The organism is Microbacterium sp., from assembly GCF_044340635.1.
GTDB lineage: Bacteria > Actinomycetota > Actinomycetes > Actinomycetales > Microbacteriaceae > Microbacterium.
Genome location: NZ_JBIITF010000003.1, coordinates 111,350 through 130,552, shown reverse-complemented (window position 1 = coordinate 130,552; position 19,203 = coordinate 111,350). Strand labels below are relative to the sequence as shown.

18 protein-coding genes are annotated in these 19,203 nt (G+C 68.6%); 12 read left to right on the top strand and 6 right to left on the bottom strand.

Going from position 1 to position 19,203, the window contains the following annotated elements:
* Positions 1 to 6 precede the first annotated feature (6 nt).
* Together ACIQ0W_RS03920 and ACIQ0W_RS03915 are read right to left on the bottom strand one after the other, a co-directional pair.
* Complete coding sequence (locus ACIQ0W_RS03920; RefSeq protein ID WP_396641517.1) at positions 7 to 2,073, bottom strand: primary-amine oxidase; 2,067 nt, start codon at positions 2,071 to 2,073, stop codon at positions 7 to 9.
* 31 nt (positions 2,074 to 2,104) lie between these two features.
* A complete protein-coding gene (locus ACIQ0W_RS03915; RefSeq protein WP_396641516.1) occupies positions 2,105 to 3,580 on the bottom strand; it encodes an APC family permease in 1,476 nt (491 codons plus the stop codon).
* Between the two features lie 220 nt (positions 3,581 to 3,800).
* Between ACIQ0W_RS03915 and ACIQ0W_RS03910 the strand changes: the two genes are divergently transcribed.
* The gene (locus tag ACIQ0W_RS03910) at positions 3,801 to 5,294 is read left to right on the top strand and encodes an APC family permease (protein WP_396641515.1); all 1,494 of its coding nucleotides are present in this window, start codon (positions 3,801 to 3,803) and stop codon (positions 5,292 to 5,294) included.
* Positions 5,295 to 5,367: 73 nt separating this feature from the next.
* Positions 5,368 to 6,021, top strand: coding sequence for a helix-turn-helix domain-containing protein (locus tag ACIQ0W_RS03905; RefSeq protein WP_396641514.1), 654 nt, complete (start codon positions 5,368 to 5,370; stop codon positions 6,019 to 6,021).
* Positions 6,022 to 6,141: 120 nt separating this feature from the next.
* On the opposite strand, the gene ACIQ0W_RS03900 is transcribed toward ACIQ0W_RS03905, so the two are convergent.
* Positions 6,142 to 6,927, bottom strand: a complete 786-nt coding sequence (locus ACIQ0W_RS03900) for an SDR family NAD(P)-dependent oxidoreductase (protein ID WP_396641513.1) — start codon at positions 6,925 to 6,927, stop codon at positions 6,142 to 6,144.
* Positions 6,928 to 6,978: 51 nt separating this feature from the next.
* Here ACIQ0W_RS03900 and ACIQ0W_RS03895 point away from each other — a divergent pair, with 51 nt between their 5' ends.
* Genes ACIQ0W_RS03895 through ACIQ0W_RS03885 form a run of 3 tightly spaced genes read left to right on the top strand, consistent with a single transcriptional unit; the run spans position 6,979 to position 9,484 of the window.
* Entirely contained in the window at positions 6,979 to 7,476 is a 498-nt protein-coding gene (locus ACIQ0W_RS03895) for a DUF427 domain-containing protein (protein ID WP_396641512.1), read from the top strand.
* A 58-nt stretch (positions 7,477 to 7,534) separates the two neighbouring features.
* Positions 7,535 to 8,311, top strand: a complete 777-nt coding sequence (locus ACIQ0W_RS03890) for an isocitrate lyase/phosphoenolpyruvate mutase family protein (RefSeq protein WP_396641511.1) — start codon at positions 7,535 to 7,537, stop codon at positions 8,309 to 8,311.
* A 45-nt stretch (positions 8,312 to 8,356) separates the two neighbouring features.
* Positions 8,357 to 9,484 (top strand): NAD(P)-binding domain-containing protein, encoded by a 1,128-nt coding sequence (locus tag ACIQ0W_RS03885; RefSeq protein ID WP_396641510.1) that lies wholly within the window; start codon positions 8,357 to 8,359, stop codon positions 9,482 to 9,484.
* On the opposite strand, the gene ACIQ0W_RS03880 is transcribed toward ACIQ0W_RS03885, so the two are convergent.
* The gene (locus ACIQ0W_RS03880) at positions 9,470 to 10,513 is read right to left on the bottom strand and encodes an aromatic acid exporter family protein (RefSeq protein WP_396641509.1); all 1,044 of its coding nucleotides are present in this window, start codon (positions 10,511 to 10,513) and stop codon (positions 9,470 to 9,472) included. The genes ACIQ0W_RS03885 and ACIQ0W_RS03880 overlap by 15 nt on opposite strands.
* An 82-nt stretch (positions 10,514 to 10,595) precedes the next feature.
* Between ACIQ0W_RS03880 and ACIQ0W_RS03875 the strand changes: the two genes are divergently transcribed.
* The gene (locus tag ACIQ0W_RS03875) at positions 10,596 to 11,240 is read left to right on the top strand and encodes an SDR family oxidoreductase (RefSeq protein WP_396641508.1); all 645 of its coding nucleotides are present in this window, start codon (positions 10,596 to 10,598) and stop codon (positions 11,238 to 11,240) included.
* Positions 11,241 to 11,355: 115 nt separating this feature from the next.
* Here the strand turns inward: ACIQ0W_RS03875 and ACIQ0W_RS03870 are convergent, their stop codons facing one another.
* A complete protein-coding gene (locus tag ACIQ0W_RS03870; protein ID WP_396641507.1) occupies positions 11,356 to 11,727 on the bottom strand; it encodes a winged helix-turn-helix transcriptional regulator in 372 nt (123 codons plus the stop codon).
* A gap of 100 nt (positions 11,728 to 11,827) precedes the next feature.
* Here ACIQ0W_RS03870 and ACIQ0W_RS03865 point away from each other — a divergent pair, with 100 nt between their 5' ends.
* From ACIQ0W_RS03865 to rpsA, 5 genes are all read left to right on the top strand, one after another.
* Positions 11,828 to 12,685, top strand: coding sequence for an SDR family oxidoreductase (locus ACIQ0W_RS03865; protein WP_396641506.1), 858 nt, complete (start codon positions 11,828 to 11,830; stop codon positions 12,683 to 12,685).
* A gap of 43 nt (positions 12,686 to 12,728) precedes the next feature.
* Entirely contained in the window at positions 12,729 to 13,112 is a 384-nt protein-coding gene (locus ACIQ0W_RS03860) for a TraR/DksA family transcriptional regulator (protein ID WP_396641505.1), read from the top strand.
* A 109-nt stretch (positions 13,113 to 13,221) separates the two neighbouring features.
* Positions 13,222 to 14,301 carry a hypothetical protein gene (locus ACIQ0W_RS03855; RefSeq protein WP_396641504.1) on the top strand — a complete coding sequence of 360 codons (1,080 nt, stop codon included), beginning with the start codon at positions 13,222 to 13,224 and terminating at the stop codon, positions 14,299 to 14,301.
* Between the two features lie 76 nt (positions 14,302 to 14,377).
* Entirely contained in the window at positions 14,378 to 15,055 is a 678-nt protein-coding gene (locus ACIQ0W_RS03850; protein ID WP_396641503.1) for a GAP family protein, read from the top strand.
* Between the two features lie 189 nt (positions 15,056 to 15,244).
* Entirely contained in the window at positions 15,245 to 16,693 is a 1,449-nt protein-coding gene (gene rpsA, locus ACIQ0W_RS03845) for a 30S ribosomal protein S1 (RefSeq protein WP_036297343.1), read from the top strand.
* Between the two features lie 87 nt (positions 16,694 to 16,780).
* Here the strand turns inward: rpsA and ACIQ0W_RS03840 are convergent, their stop codons facing one another.
* Complete coding sequence (locus ACIQ0W_RS03840) at positions 16,781 to 17,503, bottom strand: SDR family oxidoreductase (protein WP_396641502.1); 723 nt, start codon at positions 17,501 to 17,503, stop codon at positions 16,781 to 16,783.
* Positions 17,504 to 17,565: 62 nt separating this feature from the next.
* Here ACIQ0W_RS03840 and ACIQ0W_RS03835 point away from each other — a divergent pair, with 62 nt between their 5' ends.
* Entirely contained in the window at positions 17,566 to 19,200 is a 1,635-nt protein-coding gene (locus ACIQ0W_RS03835; protein ID WP_304687344.1) for an MFS transporter, read from the top strand.
* The last annotated feature ends 3 nt before the right edge of the window (positions 19,201 to 19,203 follow it).

Genomic DNA, 19,203 nt, shown 5'->3' with positions numbered 1-19,203 from the left:
ACCGGCTCAGTGAGACGCGTGGTCGTCGTGAGCGCCGTGCGCCGCGGACTCGTGCGCGTGCCCGGCGTCGTGCGCGGAGTGAGACTCGTGGGCGTGACCCGCACCAGCCGAGCAGTGATCCGACATCTCCGGCGCCGGCACGTTGAGCGTCGGGTTGCGCTCGAAGAAGTTGTACGGCTTGAGCGTGAACTTGGCGTAGTCCATCGGCATGACGGGCCAGTCCTCGTTGCGCGGGAAGTGCGTGAGGCCGAACGTGTGCCACAGCACGACATCCTCGCCGACGAGCGGCTCGTCGCCCGCGATGTACGCCGTCACGCCGTCGCCGCCCGGGTTCTGGTTGACGAAGTCGCCCGCCGCGTACCGCTCGGCCGGGTCGTACTTGGTCACGAACAGGTTCTTCGTCGCGAACTCGGCTCGCCTCGCGATCGAGGACGAGCCGTCCGCGAGCAGCGTGGGCGTCTCGGTCGGGAAGAGCACATACGACGTCGGCTGCCCGAGCTCGGTCGTCTTCTCGGTCGACGCGATCTGCCACACCCGGTTCACGGCGCCGTCGGCCACGCGCCCCGACACGGCCTCGGACATGATGGGCGTGACCTTCTTGGTGAAGGCATTGCCCGCGGGGTTCGTCTCGGAAAAGGGCAGGCGCACGGCGTCGATCTCGTTGACGACGTTCGACAGGCCGTCGACCGTCATGTCGAGGCGCGCCGAGAACAAGTGCTGGTGGTACGGAGCCCCGAGTCCGGGTGCGACCTGCGACGCGTATGGATAGGCGGTGCCGTCAGCCGCATCACCCGGGAAGGACGACGTGAACAGGATGCCTGTGAGCTTGGCCTCGCACTCGATGGTGCCGTCGAGGTAGAGGTACCAGAAGAATCCGTAGTCGTAGTTGCCGACCGTCGTGAAGAACGAGATGACCAGGCGTCGTGACCGACGCACCTCGTGCGACCCGGTGAAGATGTCGGTGTGCTTCCAGAGCGCACCGAAGTCCTCCTCGTGCATGCAGATCCCGTTGTCGATCGTGCGGGGCATGCCGAGCTCGTCCGGAAGCACCGCGTCGAAGTACTTGATCTCACCGACGCAGTCGCAGCCGAGCGCGAGCGAGTTCGTGTACCGCCCGAACATGTACTCGCCCGTGTCGAAATAGTTCTGCCAGAATCGGTTCGGGTGCGGGTCCGCGTACGGCACGAGCATCTCGTTGATCGACCCGCGGTACATGACCGGGCGGTCCACGCCCTTGTCAGCGAACGAGAGTTCCCGCAGGATCAGGCCCTCGCGCATGTCGAAGCCGATCCGCAGCTTCCAGTTGCCCCACGTGACGTGTTCGCCGTCGACCGTGAAGCTCGGTCCCTCGGGCTGCGTGATGACGATCGGCTTGAGGGTGTCGAGCGGCGGCCCCTGCAGCTCCGGGTCGTCGAAGTTGCCGTGCGTCTCGGGAACCGCGAACCCCGGGGTGTCGATGATCTCGATCACCCGGCGGTCGGCGGTGTCTATGTAGGCGGTCAGGCCATCGACGGGGTGGGCCCAGGGGTGGTCGGCCGGGTGGTCCATCCGGAACACGAACGACCGGACGACGCGCCGTCCCTCTTCCGCCGCATACCCGTAGTGGCCGGCGGACAGGGGGACGGCGATGACCTGATCGATCGTGAGGCCGCGGGCGGCGAGCGCGGCGATCCATCCCTCGTCCTCGGCGAGGATCAGCCCGACATCTTCGAACTCGGCGTCGAGGATCGGCAGCTGGCCCTTCGAGCCGTCGAGCACGATGCTCGAGAGCGTCGCGCCGGTCGTGATCGACACGATCGAGTCGGTCGATCGCCCCGTCGCCATGTCGAGCAGCTGCACCCGCGCGCGCCGGTCGGGGAGAGGACCTTCGCCCGACTCAAAGGCGAGCACCTCGCCTTTGGTCGGCTCTTCGAGACCGACGTACGCGAAGCGCATGGTGGTGGAGAAGTCCGGCCACCCCAGCACGATCGTGCGTACGGCCTCGAGCTCGGCGACCGAGAGGGACGACAACGGGTGGGCGGGGGCGCTGGGCGCGACGTGGGCGGCGGATGTCTGGATGTCGGTGATGCTCATGAGTGTCTCCTGGGTGGGGCGGTGAGGGGGGTCAGCCGGCGATCGAGTCGGTCAGCTTCGCGTAGGCGGCCGGGCGGCTCTTCTTGATCCACCACGCCTGGAAGTACCCGAGCGCGGGGAAGAGCGCGATGAGCGCGAACAAGAACCAGCTCACGCCCCCGAACACCGGAGTGCCCTCGCCATCCACGTCGCCGACCATGATCGGGAAATACGCCGCGATGAGGACCGCGGAGGCGAGCAGACCGAGCAGCCCCAGCGCGGGCGCGATGATCGTGTTCCACGGGCGGCGGTCCTTGCGGGTCTTCGCGAAGTACACGATGACGGCCATCGACGTGATGGCCATGAGGATCGCGATCGCGAGGGTCGCGACACCGGCGAACCAGGTGAACACCTGCAGCACCGGGTCGAGGTTCAGGGCCGCGAAGACGCCGATGAGCACGACGGCCGTCACGGTCTGCACGAGCGAGGACACGTGCGGCGAGAGATGCTTGGCGTGGACCGAACCGAGGCGGTCGGGCAGGACGCCGGCGTTCGCCATCGAGTGCTGGTAGCGGGTGACGACGTTGTGGAACGACAGGACGCACGCGAACATCGCCGTGATGAGCAGGATGTTGACGCCGATCTCGCCCGCGACGCCCAGGTAGCGACCCATGGTCGTGATGATGAAGGTGCCCGGGTCTTCGGCGATGACGTCGATGACCCCGTCGGGGCCCCAGGCCATGACCAGCGCCCACGACGCGAGCGTGTAGAACAGGCCGATACCGATCACGGCCGCGTACGTCGCGCGGGGGATCGTCTTGTTCGGGTCGCGCGCCTCGTCGCGGAAGATCGCCGTGGCCTCGAAGCCGATGAACGCCGCGATCGCGAACATGAGCCCTACCCCGGGCGATCCACTGACGATGTTGGCGGGCTCGAACGGAGCCAGACTCAGGCCGTCCTCGCCGCCCGTGAACATGACGGCGGCGACCAGCAGCAGCACGATGCCGACCTCGGCGATGAGCAGGACACCGAGGACCTTGCTGGAGAGATCGATGTGGCGGTAACCGAGGATGCCGACGAGCGCGATGACACCGAGCGAGTAGAGCCACCACGGCAGGAGTGGCCCACCGAGGGACTGGATCGTGACGGACAGGATGTACCCGATGTATCCGTATACCGCGATCTGGATGGTCGTGTACGTCAGCATCGCGATCCACGCACTCGCCAAGCCCGTCGAGCGGCCGAGGCCGTAGCCGACGTACGTGAAGAAGGCGCCGGGCTTGGGTACATGGCGGGTCATCGTGGCGAGACCGACGGAGAACAGCACCAGGATGACGGCACTGATCGCGTAGAGGGCCGGGAATCCGACACCGTTGCCGATCAGGATGCCGAGCGGGGAGGCGCCGCCGATGACGGTCAGTGGTGAGGCGGCGGCGACGACCATGAAGACGATGGCGGTCACACCGAGCGAACCCTTCAGGGTCCGCTTGGCGGATGCCTCGACTCCCGGGGACTCAAGTTTGGTCATGAGATGTCCGATCTGTGGGGGATCTGTCGTGAGGTGCGCGGATTGCCCCGAGCCTGACGGCGGCCGGTTGCCTCGCTGTCTCGGCCGTGTGAAACCTCTCCGCTGCCGTGTGGGACGCCGGAGCGACGGCGTCTCATTCCGTGACACACGGCCGAAACACAGGGGACGCGCTGCGGCAACCGGCCCTGCGTACCGTGAGCCGCAGCGGAAAGGAGATGACGTGACGGCACTCGATCGGGCGATTGCGCGTCCCGCTCCCGTCCGCGACTTCGGTGCGCGTTCTCCTCTCGACGGCCTGGACAGGCGGAGCGTCTCGTTCGCCGATGTGCTGGCACAGTCGGTTGCCGCCGTTGCGCCGTCCGCGGCCGCGACGACGGTGGTGGTGCTGGTCGCGGGGGTGGCCGGCGCCGCCACCGTCCCCGCGATGCTCGCGGCGGGTCTCGTCGCGCTGATGGTCGCCTCGACGATCAACCAGTTCACGAAGCGCATGGCCGCGGCCGGATCGCTCTACACCTTCGTCTCGAAGGGGCTCGGCTCCGGCGCGGCGCTCGCCGCGGGCGCCGCCATCGTCATCGGCTACGCGTTCATCTCGGTGTTCGCCCTGCTCGGCGGCGCGCACTACCTGACGATGCTGCTCGGTGGCCTCTGGCCGGGCTTCGGTGGGCCGTGGGACGTCGCGGCCGTACTCGCGGCCGAAGCCGCGGTGCTGACACTCGTTCTCGTGCGCGGCATCCGGGTCTCGTCGAGGGTCGCCCTCGTCGTCGAGCTCGTATCGGTCGTCATCATCCTCGTGCTCCTCGTCGTGCTCCTGGTGCAGATCGGACCGCTGGACGTCTCGGCCCTGGTTCCGACCGAGGGCTTCTCGCTCGCGGGCTTCGCGGCGGGCGCTGTGCTCGCGCTGACCGCCTTCGTCGGATTCGAGAGCGCCGCGACACTCGGGGTCGAGGCGCGGTCGCCGCTGCGCAACATCCCGCGGGCGATCGTGACGACGGTTCTGCTGGCGGGAGGGCTGTACGTGCTGGCCGCTTACACGCAGGTAGCCGGATTCCACGCCCTCGGACGGGAGCTGGCGGGCAGTGATTCGCCGGTCAACGCACTCGCCAGCGCCTACGGGGTCGCGCAGCTGGGCGTTCTGATCGACCTGGGCATCGCCGCATCCTTCCTCGCGTGTGCGATCGCCTCGACGACCGCCCTCACGCGGGTACTTTTCGCGCTCGGGCGAGACGGAATCGCGCCCCGCGCTCTCGGCAGCGTGCACCGGCGTTTTCGCACCCCGATCGGTGCGATCGCCGTCGCGGTGCCGGTCGTTGCGATCGCCCCGATAGTGGCCGTGCTTGCGGGCGTCGGGCTGTGGAATGCGATGGAATCCGTGATCGCCGTCTCGGCCGCGGGCTATATCGGTGCGTACGTTCTCGTGTGCGTCGCAGCACCCGTCTTTCTGCGGAGAATCGGAGAGCTGACCTTCCGCGCCGGTTTGGTCGCATTCACCTCTGCTCTCGTCCTCGCGGCAGGACTCGTCGCATACCTGGTCTTCGAGGGCGTGCGCGGAAACCCGGGCGCACCGCTGGCACTCCTGGTCGCGGTCGTGGCGGCGCTCGCGGTCGTCTGGCGCCGACGCCGGGGTGAGGCATCCCTCGCCGGAATCGGCGCGTACGACGAACCGGTCGCCTCGGAAGTGCTCGGCGGCGTCGCGCGGAGACCATCGGATGGCTGAGCCGCGCATACGCTCGGACCCCCACCCGACGGGTGATCTGTCGGCTCGCCAACCTCGCGCGATCCACAGTGCCTTGACGCTGCTCGAAGCCGTCGCTGAGCTCGGGGCCGGTGCGACGGCGCGCGAGATCTCCGAGGCGCTCGGGCTGCCGAAGGCGACGACCTACCGGCTCGTGAACCTGCTCGTGCAGGACGGCTTCCTCGTGCGCACGCCCGATCTGTCGGGCTTCGCGCTCGGCGCGAAAGTCGTTCATCTCGCTTCCGTGGCGGCGCCGGTGCGGCTGCCCTCGGCCGCGCGGGACCTGCTCACCGCAGCGCGCGATCATGTCCGCGGGGGAGTCCACGTCGTCCTGTACCCCGAGGGGCGCGTGAGTCTCGTCGACGCCGACCCGGACTTTCCGTTCAGCGATCCGGTGCGCCTGGCACGCGACCCTGCTCGCTACGCGCTGGGGCGGCTGCTCCTGGCGGAGGCCGATTCATTGCCCGACCGCGACAATGCGCCCGGGCTGAATTCCGCGGCAGCCGACATTCGCAGGTTCGGGGTGACGCGGCAGATCGGCGAGCTGGTGCCAGGATTCGGATGCCTCGCTCTGCCCATCCGCGACGCCGGAGGGGCGCTCGCGGGTGCGCTCGGCTTCTCGGGTCCCGCGCATCGCGTGGAGGAGCCGTCCGGGGTCATTCGCCTGCTCGCGCCGACCGCGGAGCGCCTGGCGCCCCTTTTGACCTGAGGGCGACGCTGAAACTGAAGCGTGAACGGTCGCAACACGCCGTTCTATGCGCGTGTGGAACGGCGAGTCGCGTCCGTTCGCGGCGTTGCGGTGGCGGCTCGCGAGGCGGCTGCGCGGGCCTCAGGCGAGCAGGCGACCGCTCGCGCCGAGGACGAGACCGCGCGGCAGCAGGCCCGCGAGTGTCGCGGCGACCGCGTTGGTGCCGCCTGAAACGACGCTCGGCGGGGTGTGGCGGCGATCGAGTGCGCGCAGGGCGGTTGCGACCACCTGTGCGGGGGACTGCACGCGCCCGCGGGCCATGTCCTCGGCGTTTGCGACCTCGAAGAACTCGGTTGCCGTGGCGCCCGGGCTCACGGCGAGCACACGCAGGCCCGAGGCGCGGGTCTCGTAGGCGATCGCCTCGGTGAAGCTCAGGACGAAGGCCTTCGAGGCCCCGTACGCCGCCATGTGCGGGGTCGGCTGGTACGCCACGACGCTCGAAATGTTGACGAGCACGCCCCGCCCGACGGCGACGAGCCGGGGCAAGAAGGCGTGGGTGAGGGCGACGAGGGACGAGACGTTCAGCTGGATCATCGCGGCGATCCGAGCGTGGTCGGCCTCGATGAAGTCCCCGCGCATGCCGAATCCGGCGTTGTTGATCAGCGAGTCGATGAGGATGCCCCTGCGCTCGAGCTCGTCGCGCAGCTCGGTCGCCGCCTCGTCACGGGCCAGATCCATCGCGATCGGTGTGGCCGTGATGCCGTGTCGCGCGCGGAGCTCGGCTCCGAGGTCGTTCAAGCGGTCCTCACGACGAGCCACGAGGACGAGGTTCGCACCGCGCGCGGCGAGAGCGTCGGCGAACGCCGCACCGATGCCCGAGCTCGCGCCCGTGATCAGGACGGTCGTGGCGGTGAAGTCGATGGGCATGATCGCCACACTAAGCGCCCGCGCATGTGAGGGGGCCGTTAGCGTTGACGGATGCGCCGTCCCACTCCCGACCCCGTTACCGCCGCACAGGAATCGGTGTGGGACTACCCACGCCCGCCCCGCGTAGAAAGGGTCGACGCGGGAGTGACCATCGACCTCGGCGGTGTCCGGATCCTCGACACCAGCGACGTGGTGCGCGTGCTCGAGACGAGTCATCCGCCGGTCTACTACCTGCTGATCGCGGACTTCACCGAGGGGGCGCTCGTGCCGGCGGCGGGATCGTCCTTCTGCGAATGGAAGGGTGCGGCGCGCTACCTGGACGTGCGTGGCGGTGGACGCGTCGTTCCCCGCGCGGCCTGGAACTATCCGAATCCCGCGGCCGGGTTCGAGATGCTGTCCGACCGCGTCGCGGTCTACGCGGGCGAGATGGATGCCTGCACCGTGGGTGGCGAACGCGTCGTCCCGCAACCGGGCGGCTTTTACGGCGGATGGATCACGGCGGCCATCGCCGGTCCGTTCAAGGGCGTTCCGGGTTCCAACGGCTGGTAGCCCGGCCGGTCGGGGGAGCAGCGGCCCGATTCCCGCGACCCCGCGTTAGCGTGGAGACATGAGCACCCAGGTAGAAAAGGCCCAGTCCCTCGAGCAGTTGCACACCGCACCGGAGATCCTCCGGGTCGTGAACGTGTGGGATGTCGTATCGGCGCGGGCGGTCGCGGCGTTGCCTGAGACGAAGGCCCTCGCCACCGCGGGTCACTCCATCGCGGCGAGCTTCGGGTACGAGGACGGCGAGAACATCCCCCTGGACGTCATGCTCGACATGATCGCTCGGATCGTCTCCGCGACGGATCTGCCCGTCAGCGCCGACCTCGACGCGGGCTACGGCGACGCCGGAGAAACCACACGTCGTGCCATCGGCGTGGGTGTGGTCGGTGCGAACGTCGAAGACCGGCTGCGTCCGCTCGACGAGTCGGTGGCGAATGTGCGGGCCATCATCGCCGCGGGCGAGGCCGAGGGAGTGCCGTTCGTGCTGAACGCCCGCACGGACGCCTTCGTACGTGGCGGAGGCCGTCCCCGTGAGGAATCCGTCGCAGACGCCATCGAACGCGGACGGGCCTACCTGGACGCGGGCGCCAGCCTCGTGTTCGTGCCCGGGGTGCTCGACGCCGACACGACCCGCGACCTGGTGCACGGCCTCGGTGTGGGCAAACTGAGCGTCATCGGGCTGCCCGGCTCGCTTTCAGCGGCGGAGTACGAGGCGCTCGGTGTGGCCCGCATCTCGTACGGCCCGATGACGCAGCGTGTCGCGCTGACGGCGCTGCAGGACCTCGCGTCCGAGCTGTATGCCGACGGTGTCATCCCGGCCTCGACGCGGGCGCTCAACTGACCCCGCTGGCGAGACTGGAATAGCGCGGGCGCGGCCAAGGTTCTGATGGGCGTGGAAGCCCTTCCGGTCGACGTCGTGGTGACCGGCGCGGGTCAGGCAGGGCTGTCGGCGGCGTATCACCTGAAACGGCGCGGGTTTGCGCCGGTGGACGATGCTGTGGCGGGTACGCGGACATTCGTCGTGTTGGACGCGAATGCGGGCCCGGGCGGTGCGTGGCAGCATCGCTGGGCGTCGCTCCGCATGGGCACGGTCAACGGGATCCACGAGTTGCCCGGGTTCCCCGTGCCGCCCGCGGATCCGACGGCGGCGAGCCGGGACATCCTGCCCGACTATTTCGCCGAGTACGAGCGACAGTTCGATCTGCGCGTTCATCGCACCGAACCCGTTCGGACGATCGAGCGTGAAGACGACGACCCGCACGGGCGGCTGCGGGTGCAGACGGAACGGGCGACGTATTCTGCGCGCTACGTGATCAACGCCACGGGCACGTGGACGAAGCCGTTCTGGCCGCACTACGCGGGCCAGGAGCGCTTTCGGGGGCGCCAACTCCATGTCGCGAACTACGTTTCGGCCGATGAGTTCGCCGGTCAGCGGGTCGTGATCGTCGGGGCCGGGGTGTCGGCTCTGCAACTGCTCGACGAGATCTCGCACGTCGCCGACACGTTCTGGGTCACCCGGCGCGAGCCGGAGTGGATCGACGACGACTTCGACATCGCCGCCCGGGTGGCGGCGATCGCGGGAGTCGACGAGCGCGTGCGCCAGGGTCTCGCGCCGGGCAGCGTGATCTCGGTCACCGGCATGCATTGGACACCGTGGGCCCGTGCGGCGCAGGCGCGGGGCGTGCTCATTCGGCATCCGATGTTCTCGTCCATAGAGGAGAACGGCGTGCGGATGCCGGATGGTTCGTTCGTCGCCGCCGACGCGATCCTCTGGGCGACGGGATTCCGCGCGGCGCTCGATCATCTGGCGCCGTTGCGCATTCGCGTGCCCGGCGGCGGCATCCGGGTCGGTGACAGTCGGGCGACGGACGAGCCCCGGCTGTTCCTCATCGGGTACGGGCCTTCGGCGTCCACGATCGGCGCGAATCGCGCGGGGCGTGTCGCGGTCTCGCAGATCGTCTCCGAGATGGATGCGCACATCGAAGAGTCCGCCGGGGCTCTACACCCCGCGTGAGAGAGTCGCGTGTATGCGTTGCAGATCTTCGAGCAGCGAGCCGATCAGGATCCAATGGTCTGGTGACGGGGTGGGGATCGCCAGAGGAGCGGTGAGCGCCGGGCCCGTGGCTTCGAGCGGGTCGGGTGGGCCTGCCGCGTCGGCATCGACACCCCTCAGATCGAGGCGGACATCATGGGCGGCGCGTCGCAATTGGCCGGCGATCGCCCGCACGGTGGGTTCGTCGGCGATCGTCGGGTCGTAGTGGTCGTAGAACGCGCGGGTCATCCCGATGACCTGCGTGACGATGGGTCCGAGGCGATCGAGCACCGAGCCGAGGCTCGCCAGCTCTTCGCGGTGACGCCGCGCGCGCGGGTTGAGGGTGAGGGACTCACGGCCCGCGGCGATCGCGTTCTCGGCCGCGTCACGCATGGGCCGCATCAGCCGGGCGGTGAGCAGAAGCTCCTCGAGATCCGCGCGCGAACGCGGATGCTCGAGGGCCGAGGCCAGGCGCTCGAGGGACGCGGCGACTTCTTCGCCGAGCGCATCGACGGCGCGATGGGCGGGAGCGACCGCGACCGGCGGTACCAGGATGACGTTCACGATGATGCCGATCGCTGCACCGATGATCGTCTCCAGCACACGGTCGACCGCGTACCCCGGAGTTGCTGCCCCGAGCGAGAGGACGAGGAGCGCGCTGATCGCCACCTGGTTCGCGGTTCCCGAGGTCGCGCGGGCCAGCCAGGCGACGATCAGTGCGACGACGATCGAGACGAGGATGACCCAGGTGTACTCCCCGAAGGCGATCCCGAGCGCCGACGCGATGACGACCCCCACGATCACCCCGACGCTTCGCTCGATGGCTTTGCTGAACGACTGGTTCAGGCTCGGCTGCACGACCAGCAGGGCGGCGATCGCGGCGAAGACGGGCGGTGGGCCCTGAACGACCCAGTCCGCGATCAGCCACGCCGAGACCGTTGCGACCGCGGATTTGAGAACCTGGAGGACGGGCGCCCGCTGCGGGGCACGAATGGCGGATGACACGCGCATGCCCCCACGGTATGCCGGTACCGGCCAGGCCAGGCGCGGGCGCGCATAGGCTGGATGGTTCCGAACGATCGAGGAGGCTCGCATGTCCCGGATTCTGATTATCGGTGGTCACGGCAAGGTGGCCCGTCTTCTGACCCCGATCCTGGCCGCACGTGGTGACCAGGTCTCGGCGGTCATCCGCAACGCCGATCAGACGGCCGATGTCGAGGCGGATGGCGCGAGCGCTCTGGTCGCGGACGTCGCGAATCTCGACCGCGACGAGCTCGCTGCGCTGTTCGCGGGCCAGGACGGCGTCGTCTGGGCGGCGGGCGCCGGCGGGGGAGACCCCGAGCGGACGTACGCGATCGATCGTGACGCGGCCATCCGTTCGATGGATGCCGCCGAAGCCGCCGGAGCGAAGCGCTATGTCATGGTGTCCTATTTCGGAGCCGGACCCGATCACGGTGTGCCCGCGGACAACTCGTTCTTCGCCTATGCGGAGTCGAAGGCGGCCGCCGACGGATATCTTGAGGACACGGGGCTGGACTGGACCATCCTCGGCCCGAGCGGCCTGACGCTCGACCCGCCGACGGGACGGATCGATGTCGGCGGCACCGAGTCGCGCACGGTGGCGCGCGCGGATGTCGCGGCGGTCATCGCCGCGGTGCTCGCCGAGCCCTCGACGATCCGCCGCACGATCGAGTTCAACACGGGCTCGACCGACATCGTCGAGGCCGTTCGCGCCTGAGTCCGCGACGGCAATCGCCGAGTGCACGACATCCAGCCCAGTGCACGACGTGGATACGGTGCGCAGGTCGTGCACTCGCGCGCAGGTCGTGCGCTCGGCGTCTTTCGGCGGGACGTCAGTCGGCCCGCGAGAGCATCGCGGGCGCGTTGGCCGCGATCCAGTCCATGAGCGGAAGAACCCGCTCCATCATGTCTCGGCCGAGATCGGTGAGCGCGTACTCCACGCGCGGCGGCACCTCGGGGTAGGACTCGCGGTGGACCAGACCGTCGGCCTCGAGCGTGCGGAGGGTCGAGGCGAGCATCTTCTCGCTGATGCCGTCGACCTCGCGGCGCAGTGCGCCCCAGCGGAGCGTGCCCTCGCTGAGGGCGAGGAGAACGAGCACGCCCCATTTGCTCATCACGTGATCGAGCACCGTGCGCGTCGGGCATCCATCGGTGAAGACCGCGTCGCTGGTCACGGCCCGGATGTCCGCAAGACTTACCACCATGTGGGTACCTTACCAAAAAGTGGGTACCCGACTGCCGGAATGCAGTCGACCATGGATGCGGTTGGCAACAGCAGACATCCGCCGTCGAAAGGGAACCACCATGACTTACCTCGTCACCGCCGCCAACGGACACCTCGGCCGCCTCGTCATCGAGGCGTTGGTAGCCCGGGGCATCGACCCCGCCGAGCTCGTCGCGGGCGCACGCTCGCCCGAGAAGATCGAGGACTTCGCCGCACGCGGCATCCGCACCGTCGAGCTCGACTACGACCGCCCTGAGACGATCGCGGCGGCACTCGAGGGAGTCGATCGCGTGCTGCTCATCTCGGGCTCCGCGCCCGGGGCTCGCCTCGCCGGCCACCGGAACGTCATCGACGCGTCGAAGACCGCCGGAGTGGAGCGCCTCGTCTACACGAGCGCTCCGCAGGCGACGACGTTCGACTATGCGCTCGGCGCCGATCATCGAGCGACCGAAGGGGCCATCTCCGCATCCGGGATCCCGGCCGTGATCGTTCGCAACAGCTGGTACACCGAGAACTATGCGGCAGACCTCGACCGCGCGGCCGAGACCGGCGTCGTCGCGTCGTCCGTCGGCGACGCCCGGATCGCCAGCGCGAGCCGCATCGACTATGCCGAGGGCGCCGCCGTCGCGCTCGTCGGCGACGGACACGTCGGTCGGGTCTACGAATTCGCCGGCGACGTGGCATGGACCTTCGACGACTTCGCAGCCGCGGCATCCGAGGTTCTGGGTCGCGAGGTCGCCTACCAGCGGTTGACGAGCGACCAGCTGGCCGCGGGACTCGAAGCCGCGGGTCTGGACGCAGGAACGGTGGGCTTCGTGGTCGGTCTCGATCAGGCCATCGCCGGTGGTGTGCTCTCGAGCGCCGACGGGACGCTGTCGCGGATCATCGGGCGGCCGACCACGCCTTTGGTCGACGGTCTGCGCGCGCTCCGCGGTTGAGCCCGACGGCCCCCGTCGTCACCCGCCGATCTATCGTGGAGAGATGACCGCGGGGGCCGAGATTCCGGGACCGTCGGCGGGCGATGCGCCCGACTACGCCGGCTTCATCCGCGCGCGTCGCGACGAGATCCAGACGCGTCTCGCCCTGGTCGAGGCTCAACTGATCGGCATCCGCGGCGCCCGCGAAGAATGGACGGACGACGAGCACGACCCCGAGGGTTCGACGCTCATCACCGAATGGTCACGGGCCGAGGGTCTCCGGGGCGAGTACCTCGCCGAGCTCGACGACCTGGAACACGCGCGCGAACGGCTCGACGCGGGGGAGTACGGCCGATGCACACGGTGCGGCGAGCGGATCGTCGAGGGCCGGCTTCGGCTGAGGCCCGCCGCGACGAAGTGCGTGCCGTGTCTCGGCGCGTCGCGCTGAGCCTCGCTACACTCGCACCCAAAGCCACCTCGTCGGAGACTTCGCCGCGGGGCGGAGTCCGGGGCCGCCGAAGGCAGGGACCGCAGTGGGGACTGAGAACAGAGCGCTGGTGGGCGATGCCCTCGAGCTCGTCGTGGCGGGCGTGGGGCCCTACCTCGATCGCATGCTTGTCGATCACGCTGTGGTGGAGGACGGTGTGCCCGTCGTCGATCGTGACCTCGTCGGCATGCTGGGCGTTCTCGCGGGAGCGCCGACATTCTCCGGCGATGAGGCGACCTCGAATGCAATGGCTGGGTACGCGCGTGAATTGCAGGCCGTGTGGGATGCGTGGGCGCGCATCCGTCCGTTCGACGCGGCGGAGACGTACCGAGCCTTGGATACCGCCGCCCGCCTGCTGCAGACCGCCGGGGCGGAGGATGAGGCACTGACCGTTCGAGAACTCGCCACCGTCCCCCTCGCCCTGTTCGCGGCACGGGTGCTCGCGGAGTATGTCGCGGACGCTCCGGATGCGGAGGCCGTGCCTCAACCCGAGATCGGGCCCGCATCTCATGTCGAGCCCGAGCTCGAGTCTCATGAGTCCGAGCGCGCAGCTCATGCAGAGTCCGAGCGCGCGGCTCGTGCCGAGCCCGAGTCCGGTGCTCAGCGCGAGCCCGCTCCGGACCCGCACGTCGAACCCGTGGGCGAGGATCTCGCCGAGAACGCGGACGAGCACGAGCACGAGAGCGAGGACCTCACACGCCCCGTCCGCCTCCGGGCCGTGAACCACGCGCGTCACGCGGAACGCGTCGAAGATGCGCGGGCACCGGCATCCATTCGCGCCCTGCGCGCGGTCGATCCCGCCCTGCCGCTCGTGACCTGGTCCGAGCTCAGCGATACGATCACCGCGCTCTTGGCAACGGGACGTCTCGACCCGCAAGTGCTCGCCAGCTTCACGCGTCGGAGCCTCGACGAACGCGCACGGGCCGCGGTGGAGGGCGCATCGGGACGCGGCGTCTCGATCCGGCCCGAGCATGTCGTCTGGGTCGTGACGGTCTTGCGCACGCGGTATGCCGGAACGGCTCGCGTCACGAGGGCCGCAGCCACGGCGCTCGTCGCCGAGTACATCGCCGAGTTGGCGCCCCGCGCGGGTGTCGATCCGAGGCGGGTGCGGCAGGACATGATGGCCTGGGTGGACGTCGAGCGCGCCTGATCCGCCGCCGTCCTGGCACACTTGCCGAGGGCATCCCTCGCGACGCGCCCCCTACGACCCGGGAAGGAGTGCGACGGTGGCCGAATGGCTGGTGCTCATCGCGCTCGGTTTGACCGTGGCCTTCACGACGATCCCGATCGTCACGACGATCGTCGTCGTCCTCTCCAGTGGGACGTCACGGCCGGGATGGCTCATCACGATCGGCTACGCGGCTGCGCTGCTCGTGATCGTCGGACTGTTCGCGGGTGTGCTGCACGCCGTGCGCCTGCCCCAGTTCGGCGACAAGACGTTGATCGGCTGGATCGAGGTCGTCGCCGGTCTGCTCATGGTGACGCTCGGAATCATTCAGATCGTGCGGCGTCGGAACGCGCCGCCGCGGACGTCGCCCCTCGTGCGGGGAGTGCGCAACCTCACACCGACGCTGACCGTCGCGCTCGGGGCGAGCTTCGCGATCCATCCCGAGGCGCTTCTGCTCACGGCCACCGCGGCGACGCGTGTGCGACACGAGGACCCGTCCCTGTTGGTTCTGGTCATCATGCTGGCGGTCTTCGTGGCGGCCTCCGTATCCACCGTCGCGGGCATCACGGTCCTGTTCTCGGTTGCCCGTGGGGGCGTTCGCGCCCGCATGGAGCGATTCCAGGACTGGATCGAGCGTGACTCCGGATTCGTGATGTCGATCGTGCTCGTGCTGGTCGGAGTATTCGTGCTGCTGCTCGGCACCGGCAATCTCGGCTGGATCGGAATCCGTCTTTAGCCGAAGAGCGGGCATACTGCGGGCGGCGGCACCGTTCTGATACCCTTGAATGTCACTTCTGTGACGTTCTCGCCGTGCATGCGCGGCAACAAGAAATCCGCTTCGCCCGGCCCCGGGTATCCGTTCGTCCTCATGGCGTTCGATCAGGGTCGGAGCCCGACCATACAACCAACAAGGACAACCCACTACATGACTACCGCAACGACCGCCACGGCTCCCAAGCAGGTCGCGATCAACGACATCGGATCTGCTGAAGACTTCCTGGCCGCGGTCGAGAAGACCCTCAAGTTCTTCAACGACGGAGACCTCATCGAAGGCACCGTCGTGAAGATCGACCGCGACGAGGTCCTCCTCGACGTCGGGTACAAGACCGAGGGTGTCATCCCCTCGCGCGAACTTTCCATCAAGCACGACGTCGACCCCAATGAGGTCGTCAAGCTCGGCGACGCTGTCGAGGCTCTTGTTCTCCAGAAGGAGGACAAAGAGGGACGCCTCATCCTGTCCAAGAAGCGCGCTCAGTACGAGCGTGCCTGGGGTGACGTGGAGAAGATCAAGGAGAACGACGGGGTCGTCACCGGTCAGGTGATCGAGGTCGTCAAGGGCGGTCTGATCGTCGACATCGGTCTCCGCGGCTTCCTCCCCGCCTCGCTCATCGACCTGCGTCGCGTCCGCGACCTCACGCCGTTCCTCGGCCAGGAGATCGAAGCGAAGATCCTCGAGCTCGATAAGAACCGCAACAACGTCGTCCTGAGCCGCCGTGCGCTGCTCGAGCAGACGCAGTCGGAGTCGCGCACGAACTTCCTCAACGCGCTGCATAAGGGCCAGGTCCGCAAGGGCGTCGTCTCGTCGATCGTCAACTTCGGTGCGTTCGTCGACCTCGGTGGCGTGGACGGCCTCGTGCACGTCTCGGAGCTCTCGTGGAAGCACATCGAGCACGCCAGCGAGGTTGTCGAGGTCGGCCAGGAGGTCACCGTCGAGATCCTCGAGGTCGACCTCGACCGCGAGCGCGTCTCGCTGTCCCTCAAGGCGACGCAGGAGGACCCGTGGCAGGTCTTCGCCCGTACGCACGCGATCGGTCAGGTCGCGCCGGGTAAGGTCACCAAGCTCGTACCGTTCGGTGCGTTCGTCCGCGTCGCGGACGGCATCGAGGGCCTCGTGCACATCTCGGAGCTGTCGGGCAAGCACGTCGAGCTCGCCGAGCAGGTCGTGTCCGTGGGCGAAGAGGTGTTCGTCAAGGTCATCGACATCGACCTCGAGCGTCGCCGCATCTCGCTCTCGCTCAAGCAGGCGAACGACTCGATCGATCCGTTCGGCACCGAGTTCGACCCGGCCCTCTACGGCATGGCGACCGAGTACGACGAGAACGGCGAGTACAAGTACCCCGAGGGCTTCGACGTCGAGACGCAGGCGTGGAAGGAAGGCTTCGACGCCGCCCGCGAAGCATGGGAGCAGGAGTACGCCGCTGCCCAGGCTCGCTGGGAGCACCACAAGGCTCTCGTCGCCAAGGCCGCCGAGGCCGAGGCTGCAGCGCCCGAAGCATCCGCGTCGTCGTCGTTCTCGAGCGAGTCGGCCGGAGCAGGCACGCTTGCTGACGACGAGTCGCTCGCGGCTCTTCGCGAGAAGCTCGCCGGCCGCTAAGCCGCGATTTCGCAACAACCGACAGGGGTCGGGGCCTTCGGGCCTCGGCCCCTGTGGCGTTGCGCCTCTGCTCCTGCGGTGTTCGCTTCAGCCCCGGCGCACCTCGACGCGGGGTCGCACCGCGACATCCGTGATCTGTACGTCGGCCGGTGCGTCCACGACGCGTCGCACTTCGCGGGCGACGGACTCCGGCCGGATGTAGACCTCGGGGTCGTACGTTCCGCCCGCGTCGGCCACCATGGTGCGCTGCATGGCGGTGTCGGTCGGTCCCGGGGCGACGGTGACGACGCGGACGCGGTGCCGTTCCTCGTCCAGACGCAGCACGTCAGCGATCGCACGGAGGGCGAACTTCGAGGCCGTGTAGATGGCGCTGCCCGCCGAGGGGCGCGTTCCCGATCCCGACCCGATGAAGACGACCGTGCCCTGGGCGCGACGGATGAGTGGCAGCGTCGCCCGTGTGAGCAAGGCAGGCGAGATGACATTGATCCGGAGCTGACGTTCCCAATCGTCCTCGGTGGCCTGTTCGACCGAGCGGACGTCGGCGATCGCGGCGGCGTGCACGAGAACATCGAGACGATCCAGTCGGGCCGCCAGCCGCTCGACCGCCGCGGCATCGGTCAATTCCACGACCTGTGTTTCGGTTCCGGTTTCGGAGGCCAGCCGTGCCAGCGAATCGACGTCCCGTCCGACGGCGATCACGTGGTGGGTTCGCGTCAGGTCCCGCACGATCGCGCCGCCGATGCCTCCCGTGGCGCCCGTCACGAGGGCGAGAGGGCGGGAGTCGGATGCGGGGGCTGATTGTGCGCTCATGCACCCTGTATACGCGACCGGTCTGCGCAATGCCGGCAGCGGGCGGGCGATAACGTGATGCCATGACCGATGCCGTACCGCCGCCCGCCCCCGCTTCTCCGGATGCGGACACCCCCCGGCGCGCACCGTTGGTGCTCGCCGCGCTGATTCTGGCGGCGCTGGTATGCAACATCAACCTCGCGGCAGCGAACATCGCGCTGCCGGACATCGGTGACGCGTTCGGTGCCGGTCAGACATCCCTGAATCTCGTGGCGCTCGGGTGTTCGCTCGGGCTCGCGATGTCCGTGCTCTACCTGGGGGCCTTGGCGGACCGCTACGGCCGGAAGCAGCTGCTGATGCTGGGGCTTGCGCTCACGCTCGTGGCGAGTCTCTTTTCGGCCTTCGCGCCCTCTGTCGAGCTCCTGATCGTCGCCCGCATCTTCACGGGGATCGCCGCCGGGATGGCGTACCCGACGACACTTTCGCTCATCACGGCGCTGTGGGCCAACGGTCCCAAACGTACCGGCGCCATTGCGCTCTGGTCGAGCGTCAGCGCCATGGCCACGGTCGTCGGCTCGGTGCTCGCGGGTCTTCTCCTGCAGATCTTCTGGTGGGGGTCGGCTTTCCTGCTCGCTCTGCCGTTCGCGGCCGTGGCGCTTGTGCTCGTCGTCATCCTCGTGCCCGCTCACGTGAAGGAATCCAGCGACCCGGTCGACCATCGCGGCGGGGTGCTCGCTACTCTCGCCATCGCCGCGCTCGTGCTCGGTATCAGCATGGTCTTCGCGCCTGGTCAGGTGCTCACCGGCGCGGTCCTGCTCGTCGCGGCACTGGTTCTGCTGGTGCTGTTCGGGTGGCGTCAGGCCGTGACGAAGCATCCGCTCTACGATCTGCGCGTCGCGCGGCGGCGCCTCTTCTGGGTGCCGGCCGCCGCCGGGACGATCGTGTTCGGCTCGCTCATGGGGGCGATGTTCGTCGGTCAGCAGTTTCTGCAGAACATCCTCGGATACAACACCCTCGCGGCCGGGCTCGCGGTTGTTCCCGCGGCCGTCGGTCTGCTGGCGATCGCCCCGATCTCGGCGCGCCTCGTCACCTCGCACGGCTCTCGGGTGACGATGCTCGTCGGTTACGCGCTCGTGTTCGTCGGATTCGTGACCATGCTCTTCTGGCGTGAACAGACGCCGTACCCGCTGATCGGCTTCGGGTTCCTCGTGATCGGTGCGGGAGCGGCGTTCGCGATGACGCCCGCCTCACGCGCTCTGACCGAGAGCACGCCCGTCCGTCGCGTGGGCATGGCCTCTGCGACCTCCGATCTACAACGCGACCTCGGCGGCTCCATCATGCAGGCCCTGCTCGGCGCGATTCTGGCGAGCGGCTTCGCGGCTGCTTTCGCGCGTTCGATCGCCGCGAGTTCCGAGGCCTCGCAGATCAGCGACAGCGTCACGCGGGCGCTCCAGGCATCCTTCGCCTCGGCCCTGCACGTCGCCGATCAGTACCCGCAGTACAAGACGGAGATTCTCGCCGCGGCGAGTCACAGCCTGGTCTCGGGCGCTCTCGCGGCCTACCTCGTCGGCGCCATCGCGATCGCACTCGGCGCGTGCCTGGTGGCGTTCTTCCTTCCCCCGCACGCCCGGGAACGTGAGCTGGTGGCCCAGTACGAAATGCAGGACGCGTCGGGCACACCAGATTCGAGGGATTCCGTTGCGCCGAAGCGGGGGTAGCGG